This window comes from Hymenobacter edaphi (assembly GCF_003258365.1).
Taxonomy (GTDB): Bacteria; Bacteroidota; Bacteroidia; order Cytophagales; family Hymenobacteraceae; genus Solirubrum; species Solirubrum edaphi.
Genome location: NZ_QHKM01000001.1, coordinates 1,252,612 through 1,276,962 on the forward strand (window position 1 = coordinate 1,252,612; position 24,351 = coordinate 1,276,962).

Sequence of the window (24,351 nt, forward strand, 5' to 3'; positions counted from 1 at the left end):
GGCACCAAGTATGGCCCCGAAAATTTGCTGTCAAACAACAAACCATCAGCATCTTAAGCACCCACAACCGGACTACCGACAGCCGGGCAGCGTCACATGCTTGTGTGGTTGGCAGTGTCCGCCCGGGGCCCCACTTTCGCGGTACCCGGCCGGCCCGCCGCAGCCTGCGTGCCCTGCCTCGGCCGGCTTTCGTTGCCATGCTGCTTCTTGCATCCCCCCGTACACCCGTCATCGAGGTAGAGCGCCGCGTCACCATCGCGGCCCCGCTGGCGGCCGTTTTCGCCCTCGCCGCCGACCTGCGCCACGACACCCGCTGGCGCCGCGAAATCCACCGGACCCTGCTCGACGCGCCCGCCCCCGGACCGGGCGTGGTGGCGACGGAAGACGCGTTTCTCTCCCCGGCCTGCCCCCACGCCCTCACGCGCCTGGCCTACGTGGCCTACGAGCCCGACCACTTCGTGCGCTGCACGGCGCTGGCCGGCGAAACGGCCTGGCAGGACGTGGAGCGCCGGTTCTGCCCCGCGGGCCCGGCCCACACCGAGTTCACGTACACGCTGCGCTTCGAGCTGGCGGTGGTGCGTCGGGGCCTGCGCTTCGCCCCGCCGCGGTGGCTGCTGCGCGGCTACACCGGCTGGATGATGGGGCGCTACCTGCGGCGGCTGCAACGGCTGCTGGAACACGCCGCTGCATCCTAACACCTCGCGTGGCCCGGGCAGCCTTGGCCACGCGTCGCCATCAAAAAAAGCTCTTCCGGGGCGGGAAGAGCTTTTTTAGCAGTGAAACCGTCGTTTCCGTTAGGGCAGATCCTCGTGCCCGGTCTGGGTGGAGTAGCGGTGGTCGTGGCCCGCCAGGGTAGCCGAATCGGGGTGGTTGAGGCTGGCCGCGTAGCCGGCGGGGCGGCCGTCGTCGGGGGTGCTGCGGGGGTGGTAGCCGTTGCCTTCCCGGTGGCCGTCGGAGGTGCTGTGGCTGCGCGACTTGCTCAGCCAGGTGGCCAGGGCCAGGCCGGCGCCCACGGCCAGGGCGGTTTTCAGCACCGGGCTCTTGCTGGTCACGGCCTCGGTGTAGTAGCTGGTTTCACGGGTGTGGCCGTCGTAGTTGCCGCGCTCCTCCAGGCTGCCCATGGCCCGGTCGAGGCCGTTCTGGCTGAGGGGACGCGGGGCGTAGTCGGCCTTGGTCTGCTTGGCAAAGGATTTCTCCATGAACTTGTCGAGCAGGCCGGGCGTCCAGTGCTCCATCCCAATCATGGCGCGGCCGCCGCCGCCCACCACCACGCTGCGCTCGGGCGTGGCGCAGCTGTGCAGGATGGCGCGGGCCACCGTTTCGGGGGCGTAGGTGGGCGGGGCCTGAATGGCCTCGCGGTCCATGTAATTTTTGGCGTGGATGGGGTACGGCGTATCGATGGCCGCGGGCTGGATGAGCGTGACGGACACCGGGGCGCCGTCCATTTCCAGCTCCATGCGCAGCCCGTCGGTGAAGCCTTTCACGGCGTGCTTGCTGGCCGAATACGCCGTCTGCAGAATGGCCGTCACGTCGGAGAGGATGCTGCCCACGTTGATGAGCGCGCCGCCCTTGGGCTTAAGGTGTTTCACGGCTTCCAGCGAGCCTTGCACCAGGCCCCAGAAATTCACTTCAAACAGCTGGCGCATGTCCTCCACGGGCACCTCCTCCACCTTGCCGTAGATGCTCACGCCGGCGTTGTTTACCCAGGTATCAAAGCCGCCGAAGGCCTGCTGAGCTTTCTGGGCAATGGTGCGGGCGGCGGTGGGCTCGGCCACGTCGGCCACCACGTACACGGCCTGCCCGCCGTCCTGCTTGATTTCGCTGCTGAGCTGGCGCAGGGCTTCTTCGGAGCGGGCGGCCAGCACCAGCTTGGCGCCCTTTTTGGCGGCCATGCGGGCCGTTACGAGGCCGATGCCGGAGCTGGCGCCGGTAATGACGATAACCTGGTCTTTGAGCTTTTTGAGGTGCAGGGCCATTGGTGATGGTTTTGGTTGTGGATTTAAAAATGAAGGCTTGTAAGCTTTCTTCTACGGCGGGCCCGCGGCTTCGGTACGAACTTTTTTTGCCGGACCTTTGTGCAGCCCACGGCGCGCCGGCCGCGTCGTTGGGCTCTTTTTTCCCCTTTTCCGCATGCGTTCCTTGTCCCGTTTGCTCCGCCGCGCCCCCCGCACGGCGGCCCCCCTCATTGCCGCAGCCCTGCTGCTGCTCTCCCCCCTCGACGTGGCGGCCTGGGGCCGCGAAGGGCACCGCACCATTGCCCTGATTGCCCAGAAGCACCTTTCCAACAAGGCCGCGGCCCAGGTCAAGGAGCTGCTGGGCGACAAGTCCATTGCCGACGTGGCGTCCTGGGCCGACGAGGTGCGCAACCAGCCCGAGTACAAGGGCACCGGCGCCTGGCACTTCGTGAACCTGCCGCTGGGCTACGGCTTCGGTGAATTCACCCAGCAGCTCAAGGCCAAGACGGAGGCCAACGCCTACCAGGCCCTCAACGACAACCTCCGCCTGCTGGCCGACAAGCAGCAGCCCCGCGAAAAGCGCCTCGACGCGCTCAAGTTCGTGGTGCACCTAGTGGGCGACATCCACGAGCCCATGCACGTGAGCCGGGCCGAGGACAAGGGCGGCAACGACATTCAGCTGCAGTTTCAGGGCGAGGGCACCAACCTGCACCGCATGTGGGACAGCGGCCTGATCCACGCCCAGGGCCTGTCCGACGACAAGATGGCCGCCGAGTACGACCACCCCGACCGGCAGCTGGCCGCCGTCTGGGCCAAAGAGCCGGTGGAGCAGTGGCTGTTCGAGTCGTACCTGGTGAGCACCAAGCAGTACGCCGAAGCGCCCAACGGCACCACGCTCGACGCGGAATACTACAAAAAGCACATCGACGAGGTGCGCGTGCGCCTGCAGCAGGGCGGCATCCGCCTGGCCGAAGTGCTGAACGAGGCGCTGAAGTAAGGCTTCGCCGTTCTGGCCCGCCGCAATGCCCGCGCTGGATTCTTCCGCCGCGGGCGTTGCGCGTTTTCAGTGCGGTGGAGCTATGCGGACATCGGAGCCGTTTACTTCGATCAACGCCACGTCTTCCGTGTTTTCGGGCGTCAGCCGCACGGGTTTCTGCAGGGCTTCCGACACCCGTTGCAGGTACAGCAGCAGCGCTTCGTGGTCCTCGACTGACTGAAAGTCCCTGGGCCTGATGTCGTTTTCGATGTCGCCGTCCCAGAGGAAGTGGCAGTTGATGGTGTAGTTCCGCACGTGAATGCGAACTGTGCTCCATTCCACTTCATCGGGAGTGGCCCACCATTGCTGAATAACGGCAAAATCAATCCGATCCTCGGTTCGGCCGCTGACGCTGTTGCTGAACGCCACAGTATAGCTGCCATTCACCAGCTCCACCCAGCGCCGCCAGTCTTCCGCAGTGGTGTTCAGCACGTAGATGTCGCGCAGGGAGCCATCGACGTAGTAGACTTCTTCCCGTAGCTGATTCCAGTCCATAAGCCCGGCGGCGGCAAGGTGATGCCGCAAGGTAACCGGACGCCGGCAACCATTGCTCCGCCCTACCTTTGCCCCACCATGCCCCACACCTTCTACGCCCCCGACCTCGCCGGCCCCACCTACACCCTGCCCGAAGACGAAAGCAAGCACGCCGTGCGGGTGCTGCGCCTACAGCCCGGCAGCCCGGTGGAGCTTGTCGACGGGCGCGGCGGGGTGTACCAGGCCGAAGTCAGCGACGACAACCCCAAGCGCTGCCAGCTGCGCATCACGCAGGAGCAGCAGGTGCCGCGCCGCGCCTACGCGGTGCACGTGGCCGTGGCGCCCACCAAAAACCTCGACCGCATGGAGTGGCTGGTGGAAAAAGCCACCGAAATCGGCATCGACCGGCTCACCTTCCTGCGCTGCGCCCGCTCCGAGCGGCGCGAGCTGAAGCTCGACCGGCTGGAGCGTATTGCCGTCAGCGCCCTGAAGCAGTCGGGCCAGGCCTGGCTGCCGCAGCTGGACGAGCTGACCGACTTCGCCGCCTTCGTGCGCGGGGTGGCGCCCGAAACCACGTTCATTGCCCATTTGGTCGATGACCACCGGATTTCGCTGGCCCAGGTGGCGGCGCAGGGCGCGGGCTGCTGCATCCTCATCGGGCCCGAGGGCGACTTTACCCCCGATGAACTTCAATTGGCGCTGACCCGGGGCATCCGGCCGGTGGCGCTGGGCCACACCCGCCTGCGCACCGAAACGGCCGCGCTGGCCGCCTGCCACACCGTGCACGTGGCGCGGGAATTAGTCTAGCCGCCGCGTTGTCCTTAGCTTCGGCGGGCGGGCACCGGCTTCGGTCGGCTTCGCTGCCGCCCGCGTCATTTCCGCCTTCTCCGGCCTTCCCGATGAAACTCCGCTCCCGTCTTCTGCTTTTGCTGGTGTTACTGCTGCCGCTCGCGGCCGCCGGCCCGGCCGCGCCCAGCTTCCAGATTGCCCGCCTGCAGTACGGCGGCGGCGGCGACTGGTACGGCAACAAAACCTCCCTGCCGAACCTGATCCGCTTCTGCAACCAGACGCTCAAAACCAACATCGCGCCCGAAGAAGCCGTGGTGGAGCCCGGCTCGCCCCTGCTGCTGCAGTACCCCTTCGTGCACCTGACCGGCCACGGCAACGTCACCTTCACCGACGCGGAAGCCCGCAACCTGCGCCGCTACCTGCTCGGCGGCGGCTTCCTGCACATCGACGACAACTACGGCCTGGACAAGTACATCCGGCCCGAGATGAAGAAGGTGCTGCCCGAGCTGGACTTCGTCGAGCTGCCCTTCACCCACCCCATCTACCACCAGAAATTCGCCTTTCCCAAGGGCCTGCCCAAAATCCACGAGCACGACGGCAAGCGCCCCCAGGGCTTCGGCCTGATTTACAAGGGCCGGCTGGTGTGCTTCTACACCTACGAGTGCGACCTGGGCAACGGCTGGGAAGACCCCGAGGTGTACAAAGACCCGGTGGACAAGCACGAAGAAGCCCTGCGCATGGGCGCCAACCTGCTGGCCTACGCCCTGACGCAGCAGTGAATTCGTACCACAGCCGCCGCATTGATTTCGAAACGGCCCGGGGCGGCCGGCCGGACAGTTCAGCGAGCTTTACGTACTCCTCCTTCACTGATTCGCCGCCAACGGAGTGGGTACGCGAGTACCAGCAGCAGCCACTGGCCAGTCTGAGCCAGTTGCTCTGGTATACGCTGGACGGCAACCTGGCCATTATTGTGAATGGTCAAGTCAGCATAGAGGAAGAGTACTTCCCGCTCTTTCAGTTTGCAAACTTGCTGGCCGGCTGGCTATGCAGCCGCCCGGCCGACGGGGTGGAAAGCAGCCTAGTCGTCGATGACTACGAGCACAGCGCCAAGCTGAGCTTGGTGCAGCAAGATGGCGTGGTCTCGATGTGCTGGCCGGTGCCTACCAAGCGCTGGTGGCCGGCAGCAGAGGGCGTTGCCGCACCTATTGTGTCAGTTGCCTGCATTCCCGAAGCCGCCTTCGTGGCGGCCAGCAGCGCCTTTATTCAGCAGCTGCAGGTCGACGTTGCCGAGCAGCTAGGGCTGGATATGTCGCCCTTGCTGCCTAAGGCGAGTTACTAAACCGCTTTGTAGAATTAATCAGGCACAGTCTGCCTAACCGCTTCCCGCTCCGCCCGCGCCATTTCCCAGCCGATCAGCGCCTTCTTGGTGGCCGAGCCCCAGCGGTACTCGCCCAGCACGCATTCCTTGCGAATGACGCGGTGGCAGGGAATGAGCACGGCCACGGGGTTGGCGCCCACGGCCGAGCCCACCGCCTGCAGCGCCCTGGGCTGCCCGATGGCCCGGGCCACGTGCTGGTAGCTGACCACCTGCCCGGCCGGCACGCGCAGCAGCGCTTCCCACACCTTCACCTGAAAATTGGTGCCGCGTACCAGCAGGTGCAGCGGCTGCCCGGCCGTCGGCGCAAACGCCTGGGCGGCCAGCGGCGCGGTGCGCTCCGCAGCGGGCTCGAAATCGGCCCGGGGCCAGTTCTTGCGCAGCTCCAGTAGCGCGGCGGCTTCGTCGGGCCGGGTGGCATCGAGCAGGTGCAGGCCACAGATGCCGCGCTCGGTGGCGGCCAGCAGCGCCGGGCCGAAGGGCGTCGGGTGCGTGCCGTAAGCCACGCGCAGGCCCGCGCCGCCGCTGCGGTACTCCTGGGGCGTCACGGCTTCCAGGGTCACAAACAGATCGTGCAGGCGCGAGGGCGCCGAGAGGCCGGCGTCCGCGGCTGCTTCGGCCAGGCTGCCGGCCCGGGCCAGCCGCTCCTTCAGAAAATCGGCGGTGAGAAACTGCAGGAAGCGCTTGGGGCTGATGCCGGCCCACTCGCTGAACAGGCGCTGGAAGTGAAACGGGCTCAGGCTCACGGCGTCGGCCACCTCGTCCAGGCTGGGCTGGCGGCGGAAATTGGCTTCCAGAAACTGAATGGCCCGGGCAATGCGCTGGTAGTCGGGGCTGAGGGTATCGGCGGTGCTCATGGGGTAAAATTACCGGGCCTTTTGCGCCCCGCCGACCCGATTCTTGCGGAGTTGGAAACGGTCATTCCGAGCGCAGCGAGGACTCTGGGGCAGCATCGTTCAACGACTGCCCCAGAGTCCTCGCTGCGCTCGGAATGACAAACGGTTCTACCGAATTCCCTTCTCCGGGAAGCGGCCCTTTTTGGTGCGGTAAAAGGCTTTGATTTTCTCCTCGTCCTGCTCGTAGTTGCCGGTGGGGTATACCACCGGGCCCACGCCGGCCTCCTTGCGGCCGTAGTCGAGGAAGCCGAGCAGGATGGGTACGCCGGCGGCCTGGGCCACGTGGTAGTAGCCGCGGCGCCAGCGGGGCTGGTACTTGCGGGTGCCTTCCGGGGTGATAAGAATGATCAGGTCCGGGTACTGCTCGAACAGCTCGGTCATGGCTTCCACCATGCTGTTGTTCTTGCTGCGGTCGATGGGCAGCGCGCCCAGGCTCAGCATCAGCTGGCCGAGCACCGGAATGTCGGTCCACTCCTTTTTCACGGTGAAGCGCACGTTGCGGCGCATCAGGAAAAAGGCCGCGCGGGCGTACATAAAGTCCCAGTTGCTGGTGTGCGGGGCGGCAATCATCATGGCCTGCCGCACCTCGGGCGGAATGCTGGAGTGCAGGCGCCAGCCGGTAATCTTAAACCAGAACTTGGAAAAGGCCAGCCAGAAGCTGTTCATAGGGGCAACGGAAAAAGGGGCGTCAGGGGAAAAGCCAACAAAGCTAGCCAAAATCCCCGGCGGGGGCCACCAGCAGGGCCTCCAGCGCGGCGGCGTGCGCCAGGGTGTAGCGGTAGCCAATGTCGAACAGGGCCGGGGCGTGGCGCAAATCGGCCACGCGGTAGTCGCGCAGGGCGGGCGGCTGTAGCACCAGCGCGCAGCGGGCCAGGCGCGGGGCCACGTTGGTGCCGATGGCGAGCATAAAGGTGCGCTCGGCCACGTGGCGGATGCTCTCAATGCGGCCCTCGGGGTTGAACACGTTGGTGTGCGCGCCTACCACCGCCAGCTCGGGCCGGTCGAGCAGGGGCTCCACCGGCAGGTTGTTGAGCAGGCCGCCGTCTACCAGCACCCGCCCCCGGTAGTCGATGGGCTGGCAGAGCACCGGCACGGCGCAGGAGGCCAGCAGCGGCGGAATCAGCGGCCCTTCGTCAAAAAATGCGGTTTCGCCGGCCACCAGGTCGGCGGCCGAGAGCGTGACGGGCAGGCTCAGGTCGGCAAAGGTTTGGTTGCCGGGCAGGTGGGCCACAAACAGCTTTTCCAGCAGCGTCAGGCTCACCAGCCCGCGCCGGTAGGCCGGCCGAACCAGCCGCAGAAAGCGCGTGTCGGTGAGCAGGCGCAGCACCTCCCGGGGCGGAATGCCGGCCGCGAAGAACACCGCCGCCAGCCCGCCCGAACTCACGCCCGACAGGGCTCCGATGGGCAATTGCAGCTCCCGCAGCGCCTCCAGCATACCCAGGTGGGCAATGCCCCGGGCCGCCCCGCCCGACAGGGCAATGCCTAGCTTGCGCGTGGCCATGACTACAGGTCGCTCAGGCGCAGCGTTTCGTGCAGGCGCACGCCGCGCTCGGTCAGCTGCACGGTGCAGGCCTCGGTGTGGGCGTCGTGCTCGAGCACCAGCACCCACTGCTCCTCGGCCGCGCGGCGCAGCACCTGTTCCTTCTCGGCCAGCGTCTGCAGCGGGCGCACGTCGTAGCTCATCACCCAGGGCATGGGCAGATGGGCCGTGCTGGGCAGCAGATCGGCCATAAACGCCAGCTTACGCCCCCGGTAGTCGAGCAGCGGCACCATCATCTTCTCGGTGTGGCCGTCGGCAAACACGATGTCCTGCAGCACGGGCAGTTCGGCCGGCACGCCCGCGGCCGGGTCGACGAAGCGCAGGTGCCCGCTTTCCTGAATGGGCCGGATGTTTTCGGCCAGAAAGGAGGCTTTTTCGCGGGCATTGGGCGCTGTGGCCCAGTCCCAGTGGCTTTGGTTCGACCAGTACGTGGCGTTCGGGAAGGCCAATTCCAGCTTGCCGTCGGGCGTGCGCGTCACCGAGCCGCCGCAGTGGTCGAAGTGCAGGTGGGTCAGGAATACGTCCGTCACGTCGGCCGCCGCGAAGCCCAGCTTGCGCAATGAGCCGTCGAGCGTGGCGTCGCCGTGCAGGTAGAAGTGCCCGCGGAATTTCTCGTCCTGCTTGTTGCCGATGCCGTTGTCGACCAGCACCAGCCGCCCCGCGTCCTCGATGAGCAGGCAGCGCATGGCCCAGGTGCACATGTTGTTGGCGTCGGCCGGGTACTGCCGCGACCATAAAGATTTGGGCACGACGCCGAACATGGCGCCGCCGTCAAGCTTGAAGAGGCCGGTATCGAGGGTGAAAACGTTCATGCCCGCAAGATGCACAAAGCCGCCGGACCCCACGCGTAGTGGATCCGGCGGCTTTCAGGTAAGCCCCAGGCCGAAGAGACCTAGTGCATCCAGGCCAGCATCCCCCGGAAGGGGTTGCCCGAGCCCCGGTAAGGCGTGTAGTTAGGACGGTGCGTGTGCGGCTTGCCCTTCATCAGGGACTTTACGTAGCGCGGGCGGGGGCGGGCTTCCGCCTGGCCAGCGCAGCCAAGCACAATCAGAGCGAGCAGAAGTACCATTTTGTTCATAACTCAGAAGGCTTAAAGGTCCGTTACTGACACTAATTTATAACATAACCAATCATATAAACCAAATAACAAGAAAATAATATGATTATTTACACAATTACGCGGTTAAGTCAAATTGATTATTTATATAATTTTAACAATAAAAGCCTTGATAAAACAAACGCCCGCGCCGGGCAAACTACGTTTGTGGCGTCTGAGGGCAGATTGATCGACCAGCCTAACCGGGCCTCACATGATAATGTGATACCTCAAAGGCGCTCATTTGCGTTATTCTGGGAAGTTGTACTCGCCATTGTTTTTTACCCAGCCCTATGGACGAAGCCTACTTCCTCGCAATCGGTTTTGAGCGGTGGGTGAGCCTGCTCCCGCTCCAGACGACCATGTACGTGCACCGCTGCCCCGCCCGCGACGGCGCCCGCCTGTACCTGTCCATCCCCCCGACGGCAGCGGCCGAAAGCTCCGCTGCCGCGCGCGCCAGCCTTGAGGCCCGGGTTGAGCGGTTTTTCAGCAAACACGGCGGGCGCACCCCCGTGGCGCTCCAGCGGCTAACGCCCGTAACCTGATTCCCCGACGCCCTGGCATCACATATATATGTGACGCCCCCAGCCCACTCCGCCCTTTACCTTCGCCGGGTGCCGCACTGCTCGGCGGCACTTGGTGAACAATGGTAACGCCCCGACCAGCTGGTCGGGGCCTTTTTTATGCACCCGGGCCCGAGCGCACGTCACAGGCCGGAAAAGCAAAAGGCCCTCCAGCGTGCTGCTGAAGGGCCTTTGCGGTCCGGACGGGACTCGAACCCGCGACCTCCGCCGTGACAGGGCGGCATTCTAACCGACTGAACTACCGAACCAGGTAACCCGCTCTCGAAGCCGTGTGCTTTTCGTTAAGGTGCTGCAAAGGTAAGGCGGCTTTTGACATTTCAAAATTGACCTACGCACTTATTTGTTGAAAAAAACCTGATTCCAAGACATGGAGCTGGTTTTTAAGCAAATAGCCAAGCAACTTTTTTTCTAAACCGCGGCCACCTCGCGCCTAGCGCGGCTCCGAGGCCGCGGCCTTGATATCCACCAGCTCCACGTCGAAACGCAGCACGGCATGGGGCGGAATGTCGGCCCCGGCCCCGCGCGCGCCGTAGGCCAGGCCCGACGGAATCAGCAGGATGGCCTTGCTGCCCTTGCTGAGCAAGCCGATGCCCTCGTCCCAACCGGGAATCACCGCCCCTACCCCCAGCGGAAAATCAATCGGCTGGCCCCGCTTGAGCGACGAGTCGAATTCCTTGCCGCTGAGCAGCGTGCCGCGGTAATGCACCGACACCGTCTGGCCCTTGGTGGGCGGGGTGCCGCTGCCGGGCTGGGTAACGACGTAGTACAGGCCCGAAGCCGTTTTCTGGACCTGCAGGTTGTTTTGCTGCACGTAGTCCTGAATCAGCTTGTCGTCGACGGGCTTCTGCTTTTCCTCGCCCAGCTTCGCCTTGGCCTGCATGGCCTCCATCATCTGTTGCTGGGCCGCCATGGCGTCGGCCTGGCTCTGGATGGCGGCTACTTTCACCAGCAGGCGCATGGTGTTGCCGTGCTTCTTGATCTGGGGCGGGGCGGGCTGGCCGGAGCTTTTGAGGGAGAGCGAGTCGGCGTTGAAGCGAAACGCGGCCGAGTCGCCGGGCTGCAGCAGCGAAATGGCTTCTTCCAGGCCGCCCTTGCGCACCAGCGCCTCCAGGGGCACGCGCACGGGGAAGCCCCCGGTTTGCTGGCGCGAGCGGAACAGCACCGAGTCCTTGGCCGTGCGGTACTCCACGTGCAGGGCCATTACCTGCCCGATGCGCTTGGCATAGGCCGCAGCAGCGGCGGCGGGCACCAGGGCGGGCTGGCGCGTGTAGCGCCCGTTCACGCGCTTGTAGATGCGGTACTCGATGCCCGATTTCAGGCGGTTGTAGGCCGGCGGGGTGGACGGCGCGGGCTTGGCCGCAGTCGGTTTCTTCTGAGTTGGCTTGGTCTGGGTAGGCTTGGTCTGAAAAGACAGCAGCGCGGCCAGCCCCAGCCCCGCGAGGGCGTAGCTCGCCGGTTTATTCCAACGGGTCATCGTCGTCAGCATCGGATAAAAAGAATTGGGCTGGCAAGATAGGGGCCCGCAGGTAGAATAGCCCCGCCGCGCTGGCGACCGGCCGGCGCCTTGCGGCCACGCCGGAAAAGCAAAAGGCCCTCCAGCGTGCTGCTGAAGGGCCTTTGCGGTCCGGACGGGACTCGAACCCGCGACCTCCGCCGTGACAGGGCGGCATTCTAACCGACTGAACTACCGAACCAGGCTGCAATGTGGCCGGGGCGTTTCCCCGATTGCGCTGCAAAGGTAGGGGGCGATTTTGCCGCTTTGCAAGCCCTGAGCGAAAGTTTTTCACCAAATCATTACCCGGCGGGCTGTTCTGGCTGATACCCAACCAGAAAAATTTCCCCAGGCCCCGCCGAAGTTTTCGGGCTGTGCCCCCAAAATAGCCGTGCTATGCTTGGCGCGCGTCGCTTACCTTTGCCCTCCCCCATTTTCCACCGTAACCACGACAACTGCGCGGCGACTTTCGGCCGCCGCCCGTTTGGCCATGCTGCTCGACTTCGAACAACCGATTGCCGCCCTCGAAGGCAAGCTCCGCGAGATGCAAAAACTGGCGCAGGAAAGCCAGGTTGACGTCTCGGAAGCCGTTGAGGCCCTCGAAACCAAAATCAAGGCCCTTAAAAAGGAGACCTACGCCAACCTCACCCGCTGGCAGCGCGTGCAGCTCTCGCGCCACCCCGACCGCCCCTACACCCTCGACTACATCGAGGGCATGACCCAGAAGTTCGTGGAGCTGCACGGCGACCGGACCGTGGCCGACGACAAGGCCATGGTGGGCGGTTTTGCCGAGCTCGACGGGCGCACCGTCATGTTTATCGGGCAGCAAAAGGGGCGCAACACCAAGCAGCGGCAGCTGCGCAACTTCGGCATGCCCAACCCCGAGGGCTACCGCAAGGCCCTGCGCCTGATGAAGCTGGCGGAGAAGTTCGGCAAGCCCATCGTGACGCTGATTGACACGCCGGGCGCGTTTCCGGGCCTGGAAGCCGAGGAGCGCGGGCAGGGCGAGGCCATTGCGCGCAACCTCAAGGAAATGTTCATGCTGAAGGTGCCGGTTATCTGCATCATCATCGGCGAGGGCGCCTCGGGCGGGGCCCTGGGCATTGCCATCGGCGACCGGGTGCTGATGCTGGAAAACACCTGGTACTCGGTGATTTCGCCCGAGTCGTGCTCCAGCATCCTGTGGCGCTCCTGGAACTACAAGGAGCAGGCCGCCGAAGCCCTAAAGCTCACCGCCACCGACATGCTCAAGGCCGGGCTGGTCGACGGCATCGTGAAAGAGCCGCTGGGCGGGGCCCATACCGACCCGGATAAGATGATTCAAACGCTGAAAAAGACCATCCTCAAAACCCTGGACGAGCTGGAAGCCCTACCCGGCGACGAGCGGATTTCGCAGCGCATCGACAAGTTCAGCCGCATGGGCGTAGTCGTTGAGGCATAGGCAGTTGGCAGTTGGCAGTTGGCAGTTGGCAGTGCTTACTTCTTGACCTGAGCATTGTTATAAAAAAGCCCACGACTTGCGTTGTGGGCTTTTTTATTGAAGCTATTTGGAAACGTCATCCAGAGCGCAGCACAGCATCTCGCGTGCCGACACCAGATAGCATTTTCTCGTTCAACGAGGAAAGCATTATCCAGTGAGATGCTGTGCTGCGCTCTGAATGACGTTCCTAAACCGGGTAACCGACAATTATCCACCGACAACTCCTTTCACCGCGGCGGCCATGCGGACGGCCAGGGCTTCGATGTCGGTGCGGCGGGCCAGCACCTGCAGCCACTCGGGCGGAATGGCCTGCTCGCCGTAGTACAGGCCAGCCAGGCCGCCGGTGACGGCGCCGGTGGTGTCGGTGTCGTCGCCGAGGTTGACGGCGGCCAGCACGGCTTCGGCGTAGCTCTCGTAGCGCAGCAGGCACCAGAAGGCGGCCTCCAGGGTGTGCATGACGTAGCCGCCGCTGCCGATGGCCGTTGCGTGTACATCGGGCAGGCGGCCGCTCAGGATACGCTCGAAGTGCTCGGCTTCCTTGGCGGGAATATTCAGTTGCCGCAGTTGGGCAGGCGCGGCGGCGCAGAGCTGGGCATAAGCATCGACGGGTGCGAGGCCGGCGCGCAGGTGGCGGGCCATTTCCAGGTACAGCCAGCAGGCCACGGCCGAGCGAATGTGGCCGTGGGTAATGGCCGATACCTCGTGAATCAGCCGGAATCGGTCTTCCAACGGCATATCGACTTGGTAGAAAGCCAGCGGCAGGATGCGCATGAGTGCTCCGTTGCCGTTGCTGTACTCGTCGGTGCCGCCGGCCAGAATCAGGTCCGGATCAGCCTTCAGGCGTTGCAAGGCCTCGCGGGTGGTAATGCCGATATCGAACACGTGGCCGTGCGGCGTCCAGAGGTTTTGGTAGTACCAGCGGCAGCTGTATTCGGCCACCATGCCCACGGTAAAGCCGTCGGCAATGGCCTGGGCCAGGCAGAACGTGAGCGAAGCGTCGTCGGACCAGGTGCCGGCGGGCTGGTTATGCGTGCCGTACGCGCGCATGGTCACGACGGGGTCCAGATGGCGGCGGGCGCGGCTTTCGAACTCGACGGGCACGCCGAGGGCGTCGCCGACGGCCAGGCCGAGCAGAGCGGCGCGGATTTGGGCTTCGGCGGAGGCTGGGGTTACGGGCATTGGCGGAAGGAATAAGGCCCGAAAGTAACAACGATGCCCATCCGGCGGCACCGTACGACCGCGCTGGTGGCAGGGCAGGCGCTTGCGCCGCAAAAAAAAGCCCGCCGGAAACCGGCGGGCTTTAGGCAGACAGTCGGTCCCTCCTACGATCAAACCACTGTTTGCTTGCGCTTGATGAGTCCGTTTGGACTCGGTTGGTAGATGCAGGAGGTCAATTTTTTTCACAAACCAGCGCCATTTTTTTTCTGGCAACTGAGCAGCATCTGCGTTTTGCGCAAAACCGAACTGCACAAAATTGCTTTATCTGGTTTTTTTAGCAGGCAGCGGAACTTTTTTCGCAACAATAACAAGCTGATAAAAAGATAATTACCATCAATATGCATTTACTGTGGATGAGCAGTGTTATCATTCTGGCAGCAGGAGTATAAAATCTGGCACACAATTTTCAAGTGACCTGGAGAGTTTAACAGATACGAACCGCCACTTAACCTTCTCTCTCCGATGATCCGAATCCTGCTTCTCTGCTTTGCGCTGCTGGTGAGCAGCGTGGCCTCTACCACGCCGGCCGAAGCGGCCCGCATCAGCTCCTACGCCAAAGCCAAAATGAAGGGCCGCATCTACACGCACCGCCCCAGCTACAAGACTTACAAGGGCCGCAAGAAGGCCAAGCGCTTCAGCCTGCGCAAAACCGGCAAGAGCAGCAACAGGACCTTCCAGCTGCGCCCCAAGCACAGCACCACGCGCTTCTAACCGCGCCCGACAACCCCACCACCCGGCGGTTCGCCTGCTCCTGATTGCTCCCTTGCGGGGCCGCGCCTCCGGGTCGCGGCCCCGCTTTTTTTAGGCTCCGGCGTAAAAGCGCTGCCGCGTTTCGATGAGCACCTGCTCCACCGCGGCGCGGTCGGGCTCGGCGGGCAGCGCGGAGGCGGCAAAGGCCGCGTCGACGCGCGCGACCAGTTCCTCGGCCTGCTGCACGAGGTCGGCGTACTCGAACTCGCCGCGGCGGATCCGGAGCAGGAAGTCGCGGTTGGGGCGGCGCACGTAGAGGCGGCCTTCGCGGGCAATTTCCTCGGCCATCTGCAGCAGCCGGAACACGTGCAGCATGTTCTTGGCGTCGTAGTTTTTGCCGTGCTGCACGGTGTTCTGGTAGCGTTCGGCGTTGCGCTTCTGCACCCAGTCCCAGTACTCGCGGTACACGCGGCAGTAGGTGCTGTAGCCGTTGCGGTTGAACGACAGGTAGGCCGCCGGCTCCTCCCCTTTCGGCACGGCCGACAGCTGCACGTCGTTGCTGGCCTCGGCGTCGCGCACGAGGCCGCGGTAGCCCAGGCGGCCGTCGGGCGAGCGGTCCACGAACAAGGCGTAGAGGTCGGTGAGGTGGGGCACGTTGGCCAGGCCGCACTGCGCCGCCGCGAGGCCCTGGCGCTGCAGCCACTGCGCGGCGGGCTGGGCGCCGGCGCCGCGGGTCACGTAGCAGAAATCGAGCACCGACTTACGGGCCGGCGGCTCGGGGTTGTTGATTTTCTTGTTCAGTCCCTTGGCCTTTTTGATCTGCGCCACGGCGTAGTCGGCGAAGGTCTGGCGGCAGAGCTTGGAGAGAAACAGCTCGGGCCGGAACGCCGCGAACAGCGGGTGGCGCTGCACCACGCAGTCGGCCGGCGTGGCCAGCAGCTCCAGCACGTTGGGGTTGTTTTTCAGGGCCAGCTCCACGAAGCGGCGCAGCTCGTAGAACACCTCGTCATTGGAGTCGTTGGCCACCTGCGCCACGTAGTCGAGGCCCAGAAACTGCCGCTCGGGCAGCACGAATACGCCCTTCAGGTCGGTATCGGAGTGGGCCAGGTTGGTGCCGTAGGCCCGGCTGCCGCTGATGGCTTCGAAGAGGATGAGCTGCTGGGCGCGAAGGTCCTGGATGAGCATGGGGTGTGGGTGGCGCGGGTGGTTTTTAGCCCGCAGAGGGCGCGGAAGATCAACGCAGCGGACGCCGAGGCAAGGCTAAAAAGCGGCGGCCAGCAGCTCCTGAAACAGCTGATTCAGGGCCGGCGTGGGGTCGGGGCGGTGCGCGGGCGGCGTGGCCCGGGCCAGCTTCCCGGCGGCGTATTCCGCCTCGATGAAACGGGCCAGCGCCTCGGGGCGGGGCACGGTGGTTTTCTCGGTGGCCTGGGCTTTCTGGCGCAGCAGCGCGTCGATTTCGGCCTGCAGCTCGGCGGGCAGCAGCTCGCGCAGCTGCCGAAACTCCATCGGTGGCACCGTGCCCCTCTCCCGAATCCAGCGGGCGGCCAGCACGGAGCGCAGGGCGTAGAACAGCCGCTTCAGGCGCAGCTCGGCACCGGGCAGGTCTTCCTTCACGCCCCGGCCCACCAGGCCCAGATAGTGGTGCAGCCCGGCCAGCGGGTTGAAGCACTCGGCCAGCTGCGGCTGCACGGCGCGGCGGAAGTCCAGCGCCTCCAGGTACACCGCCGGCGACTGTAGCCACTCCAGCAGCGCCGCGTTGGAGCCGCGCAGCAGCTTCAGCGCCTTGCGCAGGTCCCAGCCGGCCAGGTCCAGGTCCGCGTCGACGGGGAAGTTGAGCGTGTCCGGGCCGTCGTCGAGGGTGAGGTACCAGCGGGCGGGGCGGCCGTAGATGAAGCGCACGTCGTAATCGGAATCGGGCGAGGGAAAGCCCCAGGCCCGGCTGCCGGCTTCGCAGGCGTAGAGGATGCGGACGTCGTGGGCAGCCTCCAGGCGGCGCAGCTCGGCTTCGATTCGCGGTTGCATACGGGCAAATTAGCGCCGTTTCGGCCGCCCGCAGCAGCAATAGCAGCACCAGCCGGCATTGGCAGGCGGCGCGGCGGATCAAAGGCCGCGGCCGATGTTGGATCAGCAAGAATTATAAATCAGCTATTAATCAAACCCTAACAATAAAATCACGCGGATTCAACACCATCAGCCGCGGCCTATTACCCGACTGGATTCAGCCGCCGCATCTGAGCAAAGTCACCTCGCTCAGCCTCAGTCCCGACGCACGCCCACCAGGGCCGTGGCGCAGCCCAGCAGCAAGGGCACCTGCCGCACTTCGGCGAAACCGGCGGCCAGCAAGGCGCCCTCCGCCGCGTCGAGGTTGGCGAAGCTGTGGGCGTAGAAGGGCAGGTAGCGGTGCAGGGCGGCGCGGCCCCGGCTCAGCCAGGTCAGCAGCGGCAGCACGGTACCGAGGTACTGCCGAAATGCCCAGCGCCGCCAGCCCTGCCGGGGCAGGGTGAATTCGAGCAGCACGCAGGCGCCGCCCGGGCGCAGCAGGCGCCGCACTTCGGCCGCGAGGTCCAGCAGCCGCTCGGTTTCCAGGGTTTTCAGCCCGTAGGCGCACACCACCGCATCGGCCGCGGCGGCGGGCAGCGGAGTGCGCAGCGCGTCGGCCAGGTGCAGGGTGGTATTGGTGTGGGCGGCGTCCGCCTGTTGCCGGCGGGCAGCCAGGCCGAGCATGGCGCTGGCGAAGTCCACGCCGTGCAGCTGCGCGGCGGGCCCGAGGCGGCGGCGCAGGGCGGGCCACAGCTCCCCGCCCCCGCACATCAAATCCACCACCACCCCGGCCGCGGGCAGCGCGGGCAGCAGCTGCACGGCCTGCCGGCGCCAGCAGGCCGTCAGGCCCAGGGCCATCCACTGGTGCCAGCCGTAGCTGGGGGCCATCTGGTTGAAGAGGTGACGCACGAAGCCGGGGCCGAACAGGGCGGCGTCGGGGGCGGTATCGGCGGGGGTGCGGCGGCGGGCGCGGGGCCGGCTCATGACGCGGCTACTCATCTTGGGCTTGGGTTTGGATGGCGGAAAGCACGCGCTGGTGCATGTCGTCGAGCAGGTAGTCGCTCCAGAGCTGCCAGTAGGCGCGCGGCGCGATGCTGTGGCGGTAGGTAGTGGTAGCTTCGAGCACGGTGCTGCCGTCGGGCTGGGGCAGCAGGCGGAAGGTGCCCTGCTCCACCCGGAAAAAGCCGTGCAAATGCGGGGCATGAATGCGCGGGTACGGGCTCAGCTCCCGCATCGGGGCGGGCATGTGGGGCACCCGAAACGTCAGCTCCCGCCCCGGCTGCCAGCTGCTGATGGGCAGCCGCGCCTCGCCCTGCGAGTAGGTGCAGACGAGCTGCGGCGCGCCGCCGGGACCGGTGCTCAAGGCCGTGCGCGTGGGGTAGGCCACGCCGGCCCGAAACAGCCAGCCCACTTCGGCCGGGTACTGCACCGGCCGCGTGAGCACCTGCCACACCCGCTCGGGCGAGGCCTGTACCCGCCGCCGCGTAACGACGCTATGCGGCGGCACCGGCGCGGGGTAGCGTGCTTCCAGCGCCTGCCCGGCCGGGTAGAGCAGCACCAGCACCGAAAACATGCGCAGCGAGGTCCGCTCCCCCAGCAGCCGGCCCAGGGAAGTGCCCACCACGGCGCCGGCCAGGGCCACAATCAGGGCCAGCGGGGCGGTCATCAGCACGCAGATCAGGCCTTCCAGGGCCGAAGCCACCAGCAGGGCCAGCGTGCTGAGCGCAGCCAGCACCACCGTCACCCACGAGGCCAACAGGCCGGGCCGGGCCTCGTCGGGGTTGTTCAGCCAGGTGTAGAGGGCATTGGCAATGAGCCCGGCCAGAAAGGGCACGGCCACGAACACCATCCCGCCGTAGGTGTGGAAGATGTTGGTCGATAGGTAGGTAAGGCCGGCGCTGAGGGCGGCCGTGGGCAGCACGGCCAGCAGAGTGCAGCCCAGGGGTGTGCCGGTCAGCCACTGCTTCAGGGAGCGGGGCGCGGCGGGTTGGTCGTCTTCGGGGTAGAGGCGGGGCGGTTGGTTGGCGGGGTCCATAGCGCGCGGGCGTTGCGGGCGGACCGGAGCCGGCCGCCCTTAGGTGAACATTCGGAGGAGTTTGTCGATCAGCCAGGTTTTTTCGGCCTTCATCACCCCGGTCAGCACCGTGTCGGCGCTGTCGGCCAGCTGCTGGATGTCGCCGAGCACGCGGTGAAACTCGCGGTAGCCGGGCTCGGTGGGGTCGCCGGGCAGGGCGGCCAGTTGGTCGAGGCTGCGCTTCATGGCGTCCAGCTCGCGGCGCTTCCGCTCGCGGATGATGCAGCGCGTGACCTGCAGCATGTCCTTCTCGGCCACGAAGTACTCGCGCCGCTCGCCGGGCTTCAGGGCCTTGTACACCAAGCCCCAATCGAGCAGCTCGCGCACGGTCATGCTGGCGTTGCCGCGCGAAATCTGCAGCTGCGCCATCAGGTCCTCGGTGCTCAGCGCCTCGGCCGATACCAGCAGCAGGGCGTGCATCTGGGCCATGGTGCGGTTGATGCCCCAGCTGGCGCTGGTGGCGCCCCAGAGGTGGATGAACTGTGCTTTGGCCTGCTCCAGCGTCAGAGGGGCGGCAGCGGCGGGGTCGGGCGTCGGGTTGGTTGGGTCGGGCATGAAGGAAAAGCGCAAAGGCCGCGGATCAGGCCTCTACGGTACGCACAATATCGGCAACGGCCGCTTCGCAGCCGGGAAACTGGAATTCGAAGCCCCATTCGAGCAGGCGCTGGGGGTACACTTTGCGGCTTTTGAGCACCAGCTCGGTCTGGGTTTGCAGGGCCCAGGCGCCGGCTTCGAGCAGCCACTCGGGCTGGGGCAGGCGCAGCAGGGGCCGCAGCGTCCGGGCCAGCAGGGCGTTGAAGTCTCGGTTTTGGATGGGCTGGGGCGCGCAGAGGTTGAACACCCCGCTGGCGCCGGGCTGCTGGGCCAGAAACTCCACGGCCCGGGCAAAATCGGTAGCGTGCAGCCAGCTGATCCACTGCCGGCCACTCCCCTGCGGGGTGCACATGCCCCAGCGCGCCAGCCGGGCCAGCACCGGAAAGGCCCCACCCTCCGCCCCCAGCACAATGGCCGTGCGCAGGGCCACCCGGCGGGTATTGGGCGCCGGGCAGGCCCAAAAGGCTGCTTCCCAGGCCTGGGCCACTTCCACCGAAAAGCCCCGCCCGATGACGCCGTCGGCCTCGGTGTTGGCCGGCCGCTCTCCCTCGGTGTGCTCGTAGATGGTGGCCGTGGAGGCGTTCAGCCACACCCGCGGCGGGCGGCGGCAGGCCGCCACGGCCGCCCCCAGCACCCGCGTGCTGTCAACCCGGCTGCTGAGGATGGCGCGGCGGTTGGCCTCGTGGTAGCGGCAGTCGACGCTGCGGCCGGCCAGGTTCACCAGCACGTCGGCTCCGTCGAGCTCGGCGGCCCACTCGTCGAGGGTGCGGCCGTCCCAGCAGGCGTAGCGCACGTTGGCATAGGCGGGCAGCTGCTCCCGCGACAGCACCACGATTTCCACCCCGGGGCGGCGGAAGTGGCGGATCAGGCATTGGCCCAGAAAGCCGGTGCCACCGGCCAGAACGATGCGCGTGGGTGCCATAGCAAACAGCGAAAGGAGGCGTTGAGAATCCGTGTTGCCTTTGTTCGCTCCAAATGTATCACAAGTTTCAATAATTATTGAAACTTGTGATACATAATTAATAATTGGTTAATTATCAGCGCCTTTATTTTCGAGCAATTCGTGCTGACTGGCCGCTGGTAAGCCGAAGTGCGGACTGCCCAAGTGGTGCATTGCCGCGGCCGCGGCGCATAAAATTGGCTTCTTCACGAAAAGATCAGCTAATACCGAAGAGTTTGCCGGCGCAGCCGGCAGGCCGTCCCGGTGGCGGCCACGAAACCCGCTGGGTGTAACCCCCGGGCCGGTTTTGCTGTCTAGCACTTAGGTTTTCCATTCCAAACAGCCGACATGACGCAGCCAGCTTCCCTCCCCCTCCAACACCAGATTGCCCTCGTCACGGGGGCCAGCTCCGGCATCGGCTACGGCGTGGCCGAGGCCCTGGCGGCGGCCGGGGCCACCGTGGTTATCAACTACAACCGCGAAGCCGAGCCGGCGGAAAAGCTGGCCCAGGCCATCCGCGACAAGGGCGGCGAGGCCCTGGCCGTGCAGGCCGACGTGAGCCAGGAAGCAGACGTGCAACGCATGTTCAAAGCCGTCATCGAGAAATACGGCACGCTGCACATCCTGGTGAGCAACTCGGGCATTCAGCAGGACGCGGCCTTTCTGGACATGACCGTGGAGCAGTGGCACAAAGTCATCGGGGTGAACCTGACGGGGCAGTTTCTGTGCATGCGCGAGGCGGCGCGGGAGTTTGTGCGCCGCGGGCCGCAGCCCGACATTTCCCGGGCCACGGGCAAGATTATCTGCATGAGCTCGGTGCACGAGGTGATTCCGTGGGCCGGGCACGTGAACTACGCCGCCAGCAAGGGCGGGCTGATGCTGCTGATGAAGAGCGTGGCCCAGGAGCTGGCCCCCAAGGGCATTCGGGTGAACAGCATCGGGCCGGGCGCCATTGCCACGCCCATCAACCTGGAGGCCCGCGACACTCCGCAGGAAGAAAAAGACCTGCTCAAGCTGATTCCCTACGGCCGCATCGGGGAACCCGCCGACATCGGCAAGGTGGCCGTGTGGCTGGCCTCCGACGAATCGGACTACGTGACGGGCCACACCCTGTTTGCCGACGGGGGGATGCTGCTCTACCCCGGCTTCGTGGGCAACGGGTGAGTTTTCAGGAGTTAGGAGCCCGAAACTAGAAGTCAGGAGCGTCGCCACGTCAGGCGAGCATTCCTGAGTTCTGGTGCCGGGCTCCTGGCCGCACCTATTCTAACTCCTTGCTCCTTGCTCCCAGCTCCTAGCTCCTTCTAAATGGACACTCCCGAACACCAACGGCTGGCCGCGGCCAACGCTCCCAAGGGGGCCACGCCCTGGCGCCGCTTCGGCCCCTACCTCTCGGACCGGCAGTGGGGCACCGTGCGCGAGGACTACTCCGCCGGCGGCGACGCCTGGCACGCCACCACCCACGACATGGCCCGCAGCTACGCCTACCGCTGGGGCGAGGAGGGCATTGGCGGCATCAGCGACGACAAGCAGCGGCTGTGCTTCGCGCCGGCCTTCTGGAACGGGCACGACCCCATTCTGAAAGAGCGGCTGTTCGGCCTGAGCGGGCCCGAGGGCAACCACGGCGAGGACGTGAAGGAGCTGTATTACTACCTCGATAACACGCCCACGCACAGCTACATGCAGATGCTGTATAAGTATCCGCAGCGGGCGTTTCCCTACGACTGGCTGGTGCAGGAAAACGGCCGGCGCAACCGGCACAAGCCCGAGTTTGAGCTGCTCGACACGGCCATCTTCCACGAAAACCACTACTTCGACATCTGCCTGGAGTACGCCAAGGCCGGCCCCACCGACATTCTGATCGAGCTGACGGTGTTCAACCGCGGGCCGGAGGACGCGCCGCTGCACGTGCTGCCGCAGCTGTGGTTTCGCAACACCTGGAGCTGGGGCCTCGATGCCTACCGCCCCGAGCTGCGCGCCGACGAGGACGGCCACATCGGCGTGGAGCACCGCGAGCTGCCGGCCCTGCGCCTGTACTGCGAGCCGCTGGCCGAGCAGCCCGCACCCGCGCTGCTCTTCTGCGACAACCACACCAACTCCCGGCGGCTGCACCAGGCCGAGCCGCCGGCCACGGAGCAGTTCTTCAAGGACGGCATCAACGACTACCTGCTGCACCAGCAGGCGGATGCCGTGAACCCGGCCGGCACGGGCACCAAGGCCGCCGCGCACTACCAGCTGCTGGTGCCGGCCGGGCAGCAGCAGCGGCTGCGGCTGCGCCTGGGCCCGCCCGAACTGGCCGAGCCCTTCGCCGACTTCGACGAGCTGATGCAGCAGCGCCGCGACGAGACGGACCAGTTTTACGCCGCGCTGCAAACCGAGCTGCCCAGCGACGACGCCCGCAACGTGCAGCGGCAGGCGCTGGCCGGCATGCTCTGGAGCAAGCAGTTCTACTACTACGACGTGCCGGAATGGCTTAAGGGCGACCCGGCCTTTCCGCCCCCGCCCGCCCAGCGCCAGCACGGCCGCAACGCCCACTGGCGGCACCTGAACAACGCCGACATCGTCTCGATGCCGGACAAGTGGGAGTATCCGTGGTACGCGGCCTGGGATTTGGCCTTCCACTGCCTGCCGCTGGCCATGATTGACGCGCACTTTGCCAAAAACCAGCTGCGCCTGCTGCTGCAGGACTGGTACATGCACCCCAACGGGCAGCTGCCGGCCTACGAGTGGAACTTCTCCGACGTAAACCCGCCGGTGCACGCCTGGGCTACCTGGCGCGTGTACAAGATGGACCAGAAGCAGCGCGGCGGCCAGGGCGACGTGGACTTCCTGGAAGCGGCCTTTCACCGCCTGCTGCTGAACTTCACCTGGTGGGTGAACCGCAAGGACGTGGAAAACCGCAACGTGTTCGAGGGCGGCTTTTTGGGGCTGGACAACATCGGCGTGTTCGACCGCTCGGCCGACATGGCGCCGGGCACGGTGATGGAGCAGGCCGACGGCACGGCCTGGATGGCCATGTACGCGCTGGACATGATGCGCATGGCCCTGGAGCTGACCAAGACCAACCCCATCTACCAGGACATGGCCAGCAAGTTCTTCGAGCACTTCCTCTACATTGCCGACGCCATGGCCGGGCAGAACGGCCCGGGCAGCTGCCTGGATTTGTGGGAGGACGAGGACGGCTTCTACTACGACGTGCTCAGCACGCCCGAGCGCGGCCGGCAGCCGCTGAAAGTCCGCTCCCTGGTGGGGCTGGTGCCGCTGTTTGCGGTGGAAGTGCTCGACGAGGACCTGATGCGGGAGATGCCCAAGTTTGTGGCCCGCATGAGCTGGTTTCTGGAAAACCGGCCGCAGCTGGCGGCGCTGGTGTCGCGCTGGCAGGAACCGGGCAAGGGCCAGCGCCACCTGCTGAGCCTGCTGCGCGGGCACCGCATGAAGCTGCTGCTCAAGCGCATGCTCGACCCGGCGGAGTTCCTCTCCGACTACGGCGTCCGCTCCCTCTCGCGCTACCACCAGGAGCACCCCTACGTGTACCACACGCCCGAAAAGGACTTCACGGTGCGCTACGAGCCGGCCGAATCGGAAACGGATCTGTTCGGCGGCAACTCGAACTGGCGCGGGCCGGTGTGGCTGCCGATGAATTTCCTCATCATCGAGTCGTTGCAGCGCTTTCACCACTACTACGGCGACGATTTTCGGGTGGAATACCCCACCGGCTCGGGCCAGTACAGCACCCTGCTCGGCATTGCCGACGCGCTGACCGAGCGCCTGACCCGCCTGTTTCTGCGCGACGCGCAGGGCCGCCGCCCCGCCCTCGGCCCCGACGCCCACTTCCAGGACGACCCGCACTTCCGCGACTACCTGCTCTTCCACGAATACTTCCACGCCGAAACCGGCCAGGGCCTCGGCGCCAGCCACCAGACCGGCTGGACCGGCCTCATTGCCAAGCTGCTGCACCCGCGCCGCCCGGACGGCGCCCTTTACGCCAGCGTGACCGACGAAGCCGAAGACCAGCGGCTAATGCGGGAGCAAGAAGTGCAGGAAGCGCCGGGCAAGTAGCAGGTTGCCAGTTGCCAGTTGC

The 24,351-nt window shown here is 65.7% G+C and carries 25 protein-coding genes and 2 tRNA genes; 10 read left to right on the plus strand and 17 right to left on the minus strand.

The window, feature by feature from the left end; translation table 11 throughout:
* Nucleotides 1–197 precede the first annotated feature (197 nt).
* Nucleotides 198–695 (plus strand): SRPBCC family protein, encoded by a 498-nt coding sequence (locus tag DLM85_RS05140; protein ID WP_111476969.1) that lies wholly within the window; start codon nucleotides 198–200, stop codon nucleotides 693–695.
* 99 nt (nucleotides 696–794) lie between these two features.
* Here the strand turns inward: DLM85_RS05140 and DLM85_RS05145 are convergent, their stop codons facing one another.
* A complete protein-coding gene (locus tag DLM85_RS05145) occupies nucleotides 795–1,976 on the minus strand; it encodes an SDR family oxidoreductase (RefSeq protein ID WP_207890955.1) in 1,182 nt (393 codons plus the stop codon).
* A 154-nt stretch (nucleotides 1,977–2,130) separates the two neighbouring features.
* Here DLM85_RS05145 and DLM85_RS05150 point away from each other — a divergent pair, with 154 nt between their 5' ends.
* Entirely contained in the window at nucleotides 2,131–2,952 is an 822-nt protein-coding gene (locus DLM85_RS05150; protein WP_111476970.1) for a S1/P1 nuclease, read from the plus strand.
* A gap of 66 nt (nucleotides 2,953–3,018) precedes the next feature.
* Here DLM85_RS05150 and DLM85_RS05155 read toward each other — a convergent pair whose 3' ends face one another.
* Nucleotides 3,019–3,486, minus strand: a complete 468-nt coding sequence (locus DLM85_RS05155; protein WP_111476971.1) for a hypothetical protein — start codon at nucleotides 3,484–3,486, stop codon at nucleotides 3,019–3,021.
* Between the two features lie 78 nt (nucleotides 3,487–3,564).
* Here DLM85_RS05155 and DLM85_RS05160 point away from each other — a divergent pair, with 78 nt between their 5' ends.
* From DLM85_RS05160 to DLM85_RS05170, 3 genes are all read left to right on the plus strand, one after another.
* The gene (locus DLM85_RS05160; protein WP_111476972.1) at nucleotides 3,565–4,272 is read left to right on the plus strand and encodes a 16S rRNA (uracil(1498)-N(3))-methyltransferase; all 708 of its coding nucleotides are present in this window, start codon (nucleotides 3,565–3,567) and stop codon (nucleotides 4,270–4,272) included.
* 92 nt (nucleotides 4,273–4,364) lie between these two features.
* Nucleotides 4,365–5,033: a DUF4159 domain-containing protein gene (locus DLM85_RS05165; RefSeq protein WP_111476973.1), complete on the plus strand. Its 669-nt coding sequence runs from the start codon at nucleotides 4,365–4,367 to the stop codon at nucleotides 5,031–5,033.
* Nucleotides 5,030–5,593 carry a hypothetical protein gene (locus tag DLM85_RS05170; protein ID WP_111476974.1) on the plus strand — a complete coding sequence of 188 codons (564 nt, stop codon included), beginning with the start codon at nucleotides 5,030–5,032 and terminating at the stop codon, nucleotides 5,591–5,593. Before DLM85_RS05165 ends, DLM85_RS05170 begins: the two co-directional genes overlap by 4 nt.
* A 14-nt stretch (nucleotides 5,594–5,607) precedes the next feature.
* Here DLM85_RS05170 and DLM85_RS05175 read toward each other — a convergent pair whose 3' ends face one another.
* From DLM85_RS05175 to DLM85_RS05195, 5 genes are all read right to left on the minus strand, one after another.
* On the minus strand, nucleotides 5,608–6,486 hold the full coding sequence (locus DLM85_RS05175) for a methylated-DNA--[protein]-cysteine S-methyltransferase (protein WP_111476975.1): 879 nt from the start codon (nucleotides 6,484–6,486) through the stop codon (nucleotides 5,608–5,610).
* Nucleotides 6,487–6,633: 147 nt separating this feature from the next.
* The gene (locus tag DLM85_RS05180; protein ID WP_111476976.1) at nucleotides 6,634–7,191 is read right to left on the minus strand and encodes a 1-acyl-sn-glycerol-3-phosphate acyltransferase; all 558 of its coding nucleotides are present in this window, start codon (nucleotides 7,189–7,191) and stop codon (nucleotides 6,634–6,636) included.
* A 43-nt stretch (nucleotides 7,192–7,234) separates the two neighbouring features.
* On the minus strand, nucleotides 7,235–8,026 hold the full coding sequence (locus DLM85_RS05185) for a patatin-like phospholipase family protein (RefSeq protein ID WP_111476977.1): 792 nt from the start codon (nucleotides 8,024–8,026) through the stop codon (nucleotides 7,235–7,237).
* Between the two features lie 2 nt (nucleotides 8,027–8,028).
* Nucleotides 8,029–8,877: an MBL fold metallo-hydrolase gene (locus DLM85_RS05190; protein ID WP_111476978.1), complete on the minus strand. Its 849-nt coding sequence runs from the start codon at nucleotides 8,875–8,877 to the stop codon at nucleotides 8,029–8,031.
* A gap of 80 nt (nucleotides 8,878–8,957) precedes the next feature.
* Entirely contained in the window at nucleotides 8,958–9,143 is a 186-nt protein-coding gene (locus DLM85_RS05195; RefSeq protein ID WP_111476979.1) for a hypothetical protein, read from the minus strand.
* Nucleotides 9,144–9,454: 311 nt separating this feature from the next.
* On the opposite strand from DLM85_RS05195, the gene DLM85_RS05200 reads away from it, so the two are divergent.
* Entirely contained in the window at nucleotides 9,455–9,706 is a 252-nt protein-coding gene (locus DLM85_RS05200; RefSeq protein ID WP_111476980.1) for a hypothetical protein, read from the plus strand.
* A 213-nt stretch (nucleotides 9,707–9,919) separates the two neighbouring features.
* Here the strand turns inward: DLM85_RS05200 and DLM85_RS05205 are convergent.
* From DLM85_RS05205 to DLM85_RS05215, 3 genes are all read right to left on the minus strand, one after another.
* Nucleotides 9,920–9,993 (minus strand) — tRNA-Asp (locus DLM85_RS05205).
* A 182-nt stretch (nucleotides 9,994–10,175) separates the two neighbouring features.
* A complete protein-coding gene (locus tag DLM85_RS05210; RefSeq protein WP_111476981.1) occupies nucleotides 10,176–11,231 on the minus strand; it encodes an FKBP-type peptidyl-prolyl cis-trans isomerase in 1,056 nt (351 codons plus the stop codon).
* Between the two features lie 134 nt (nucleotides 11,232–11,365).
* A tRNA-Asp gene (locus tag DLM85_RS05215) sits at nucleotides 11,366–11,439 on the minus strand.
* Nucleotides 11,440–11,727: 288 nt separating this feature from the next.
* Between DLM85_RS05215 and DLM85_RS05220 the strand changes: the two genes are divergently transcribed.
* Entirely contained in the window at nucleotides 11,728–12,678 is a 951-nt protein-coding gene (locus DLM85_RS05220; RefSeq protein WP_207890956.1) for an acetyl-CoA carboxylase carboxyltransferase subunit alpha, read from the plus strand.
* Nucleotides 12,679–12,924: 246 nt separating this feature from the next.
* On the opposite strand, the gene DLM85_RS05225 is transcribed toward DLM85_RS05220, so the two are convergent.
* Nucleotides 12,925–13,896 (minus strand): ADP-ribosylglycohydrolase family protein, encoded by a 972-nt coding sequence (locus DLM85_RS05225; RefSeq protein ID WP_111476983.1) that lies wholly within the window; start codon nucleotides 13,894–13,896, stop codon nucleotides 12,925–12,927.
* Between the two features lie 501 nt (nucleotides 13,897–14,397).
* Here DLM85_RS05225 and DLM85_RS05230 point away from each other — a divergent pair.
* Nucleotides 14,398–14,646 carry a hypothetical protein gene (locus tag DLM85_RS05230; RefSeq protein WP_111476984.1) on the plus strand — a complete coding sequence of 83 codons (249 nt, stop codon included), beginning with the start codon at nucleotides 14,398–14,400 and terminating at the stop codon, nucleotides 14,644–14,646.
* Between the two features lie 90 nt (nucleotides 14,647–14,736).
* Here DLM85_RS05230 and DLM85_RS05235 read toward each other — a convergent pair whose 3' ends face one another.
* From DLM85_RS05235 to DLM85_RS05255, 6 genes are all read right to left on the minus strand, one after another.
* Complete coding sequence (locus DLM85_RS05235) at nucleotides 14,737–15,810, minus strand: DNA polymerase beta superfamily protein (RefSeq protein ID WP_111476985.1); 1,074 nt, start codon at nucleotides 15,808–15,810, stop codon at nucleotides 14,737–14,739.
* Between the two features lie 75 nt (nucleotides 15,811–15,885).
* Nucleotides 15,886–16,647 (minus strand): nucleotidyltransferase domain-containing protein, encoded by a 762-nt coding sequence (locus tag DLM85_RS05240; protein WP_111476986.1) that lies wholly within the window; start codon nucleotides 16,645–16,647, stop codon nucleotides 15,886–15,888.
* A 234-nt stretch (nucleotides 16,648–16,881) separates the two neighbouring features.
* Nucleotides 16,882–17,664, minus strand: coding sequence for a class I SAM-dependent methyltransferase (locus tag DLM85_RS05245; RefSeq protein ID WP_165822011.1), 783 nt, complete (start codon nucleotides 17,662–17,664; stop codon nucleotides 16,882–16,884).
* Complete coding sequence (locus tag DLM85_RS25345) at nucleotides 17,657–18,700, minus strand: SRPBCC family protein (protein WP_165822012.1); 1,044 nt, start codon at nucleotides 18,698–18,700, stop codon at nucleotides 17,657–17,659. Before DLM85_RS25345 ends, DLM85_RS05245 begins: the two co-directional genes overlap by 8 nt.
* A gap of 39 nt (nucleotides 18,701–18,739) precedes the next feature.
* Nucleotides 18,740–19,294, minus strand: coding sequence for a GbsR/MarR family transcriptional regulator (locus DLM85_RS05250; protein WP_243635866.1), 555 nt, complete (start codon nucleotides 19,292–19,294; stop codon nucleotides 18,740–18,742).
* Between the two features lie 25 nt (nucleotides 19,295–19,319).
* Nucleotides 19,320–20,255 (minus strand): TIGR01777 family oxidoreductase, encoded by a 936-nt coding sequence (locus tag DLM85_RS05255; RefSeq protein ID WP_111476988.1) that lies wholly within the window; start codon nucleotides 20,253–20,255, stop codon nucleotides 19,320–19,322.
* A gap of 366 nt (nucleotides 20,256–20,621) precedes the next feature.
* Between DLM85_RS05255 and DLM85_RS05260 the strand changes: the two genes are divergently transcribed.
* On the plus strand, nucleotides 20,622–21,437 hold the full coding sequence (locus DLM85_RS05260; protein ID WP_111476989.1) for an SDR family oxidoreductase: 816 nt from the start codon (nucleotides 20,622–20,624) through the stop codon (nucleotides 21,435–21,437).
* 141 nt (nucleotides 21,438–21,578) lie between these two features.
* Nucleotides 21,579–24,329, plus strand: coding sequence for an MGH1-like glycoside hydrolase domain-containing protein (locus DLM85_RS05265; RefSeq protein WP_111476990.1), 2,751 nt, complete (start codon nucleotides 21,579–21,581; stop codon nucleotides 24,327–24,329).
* Nucleotides 24,330–24,351 lie beyond the last annotated feature (22 nt).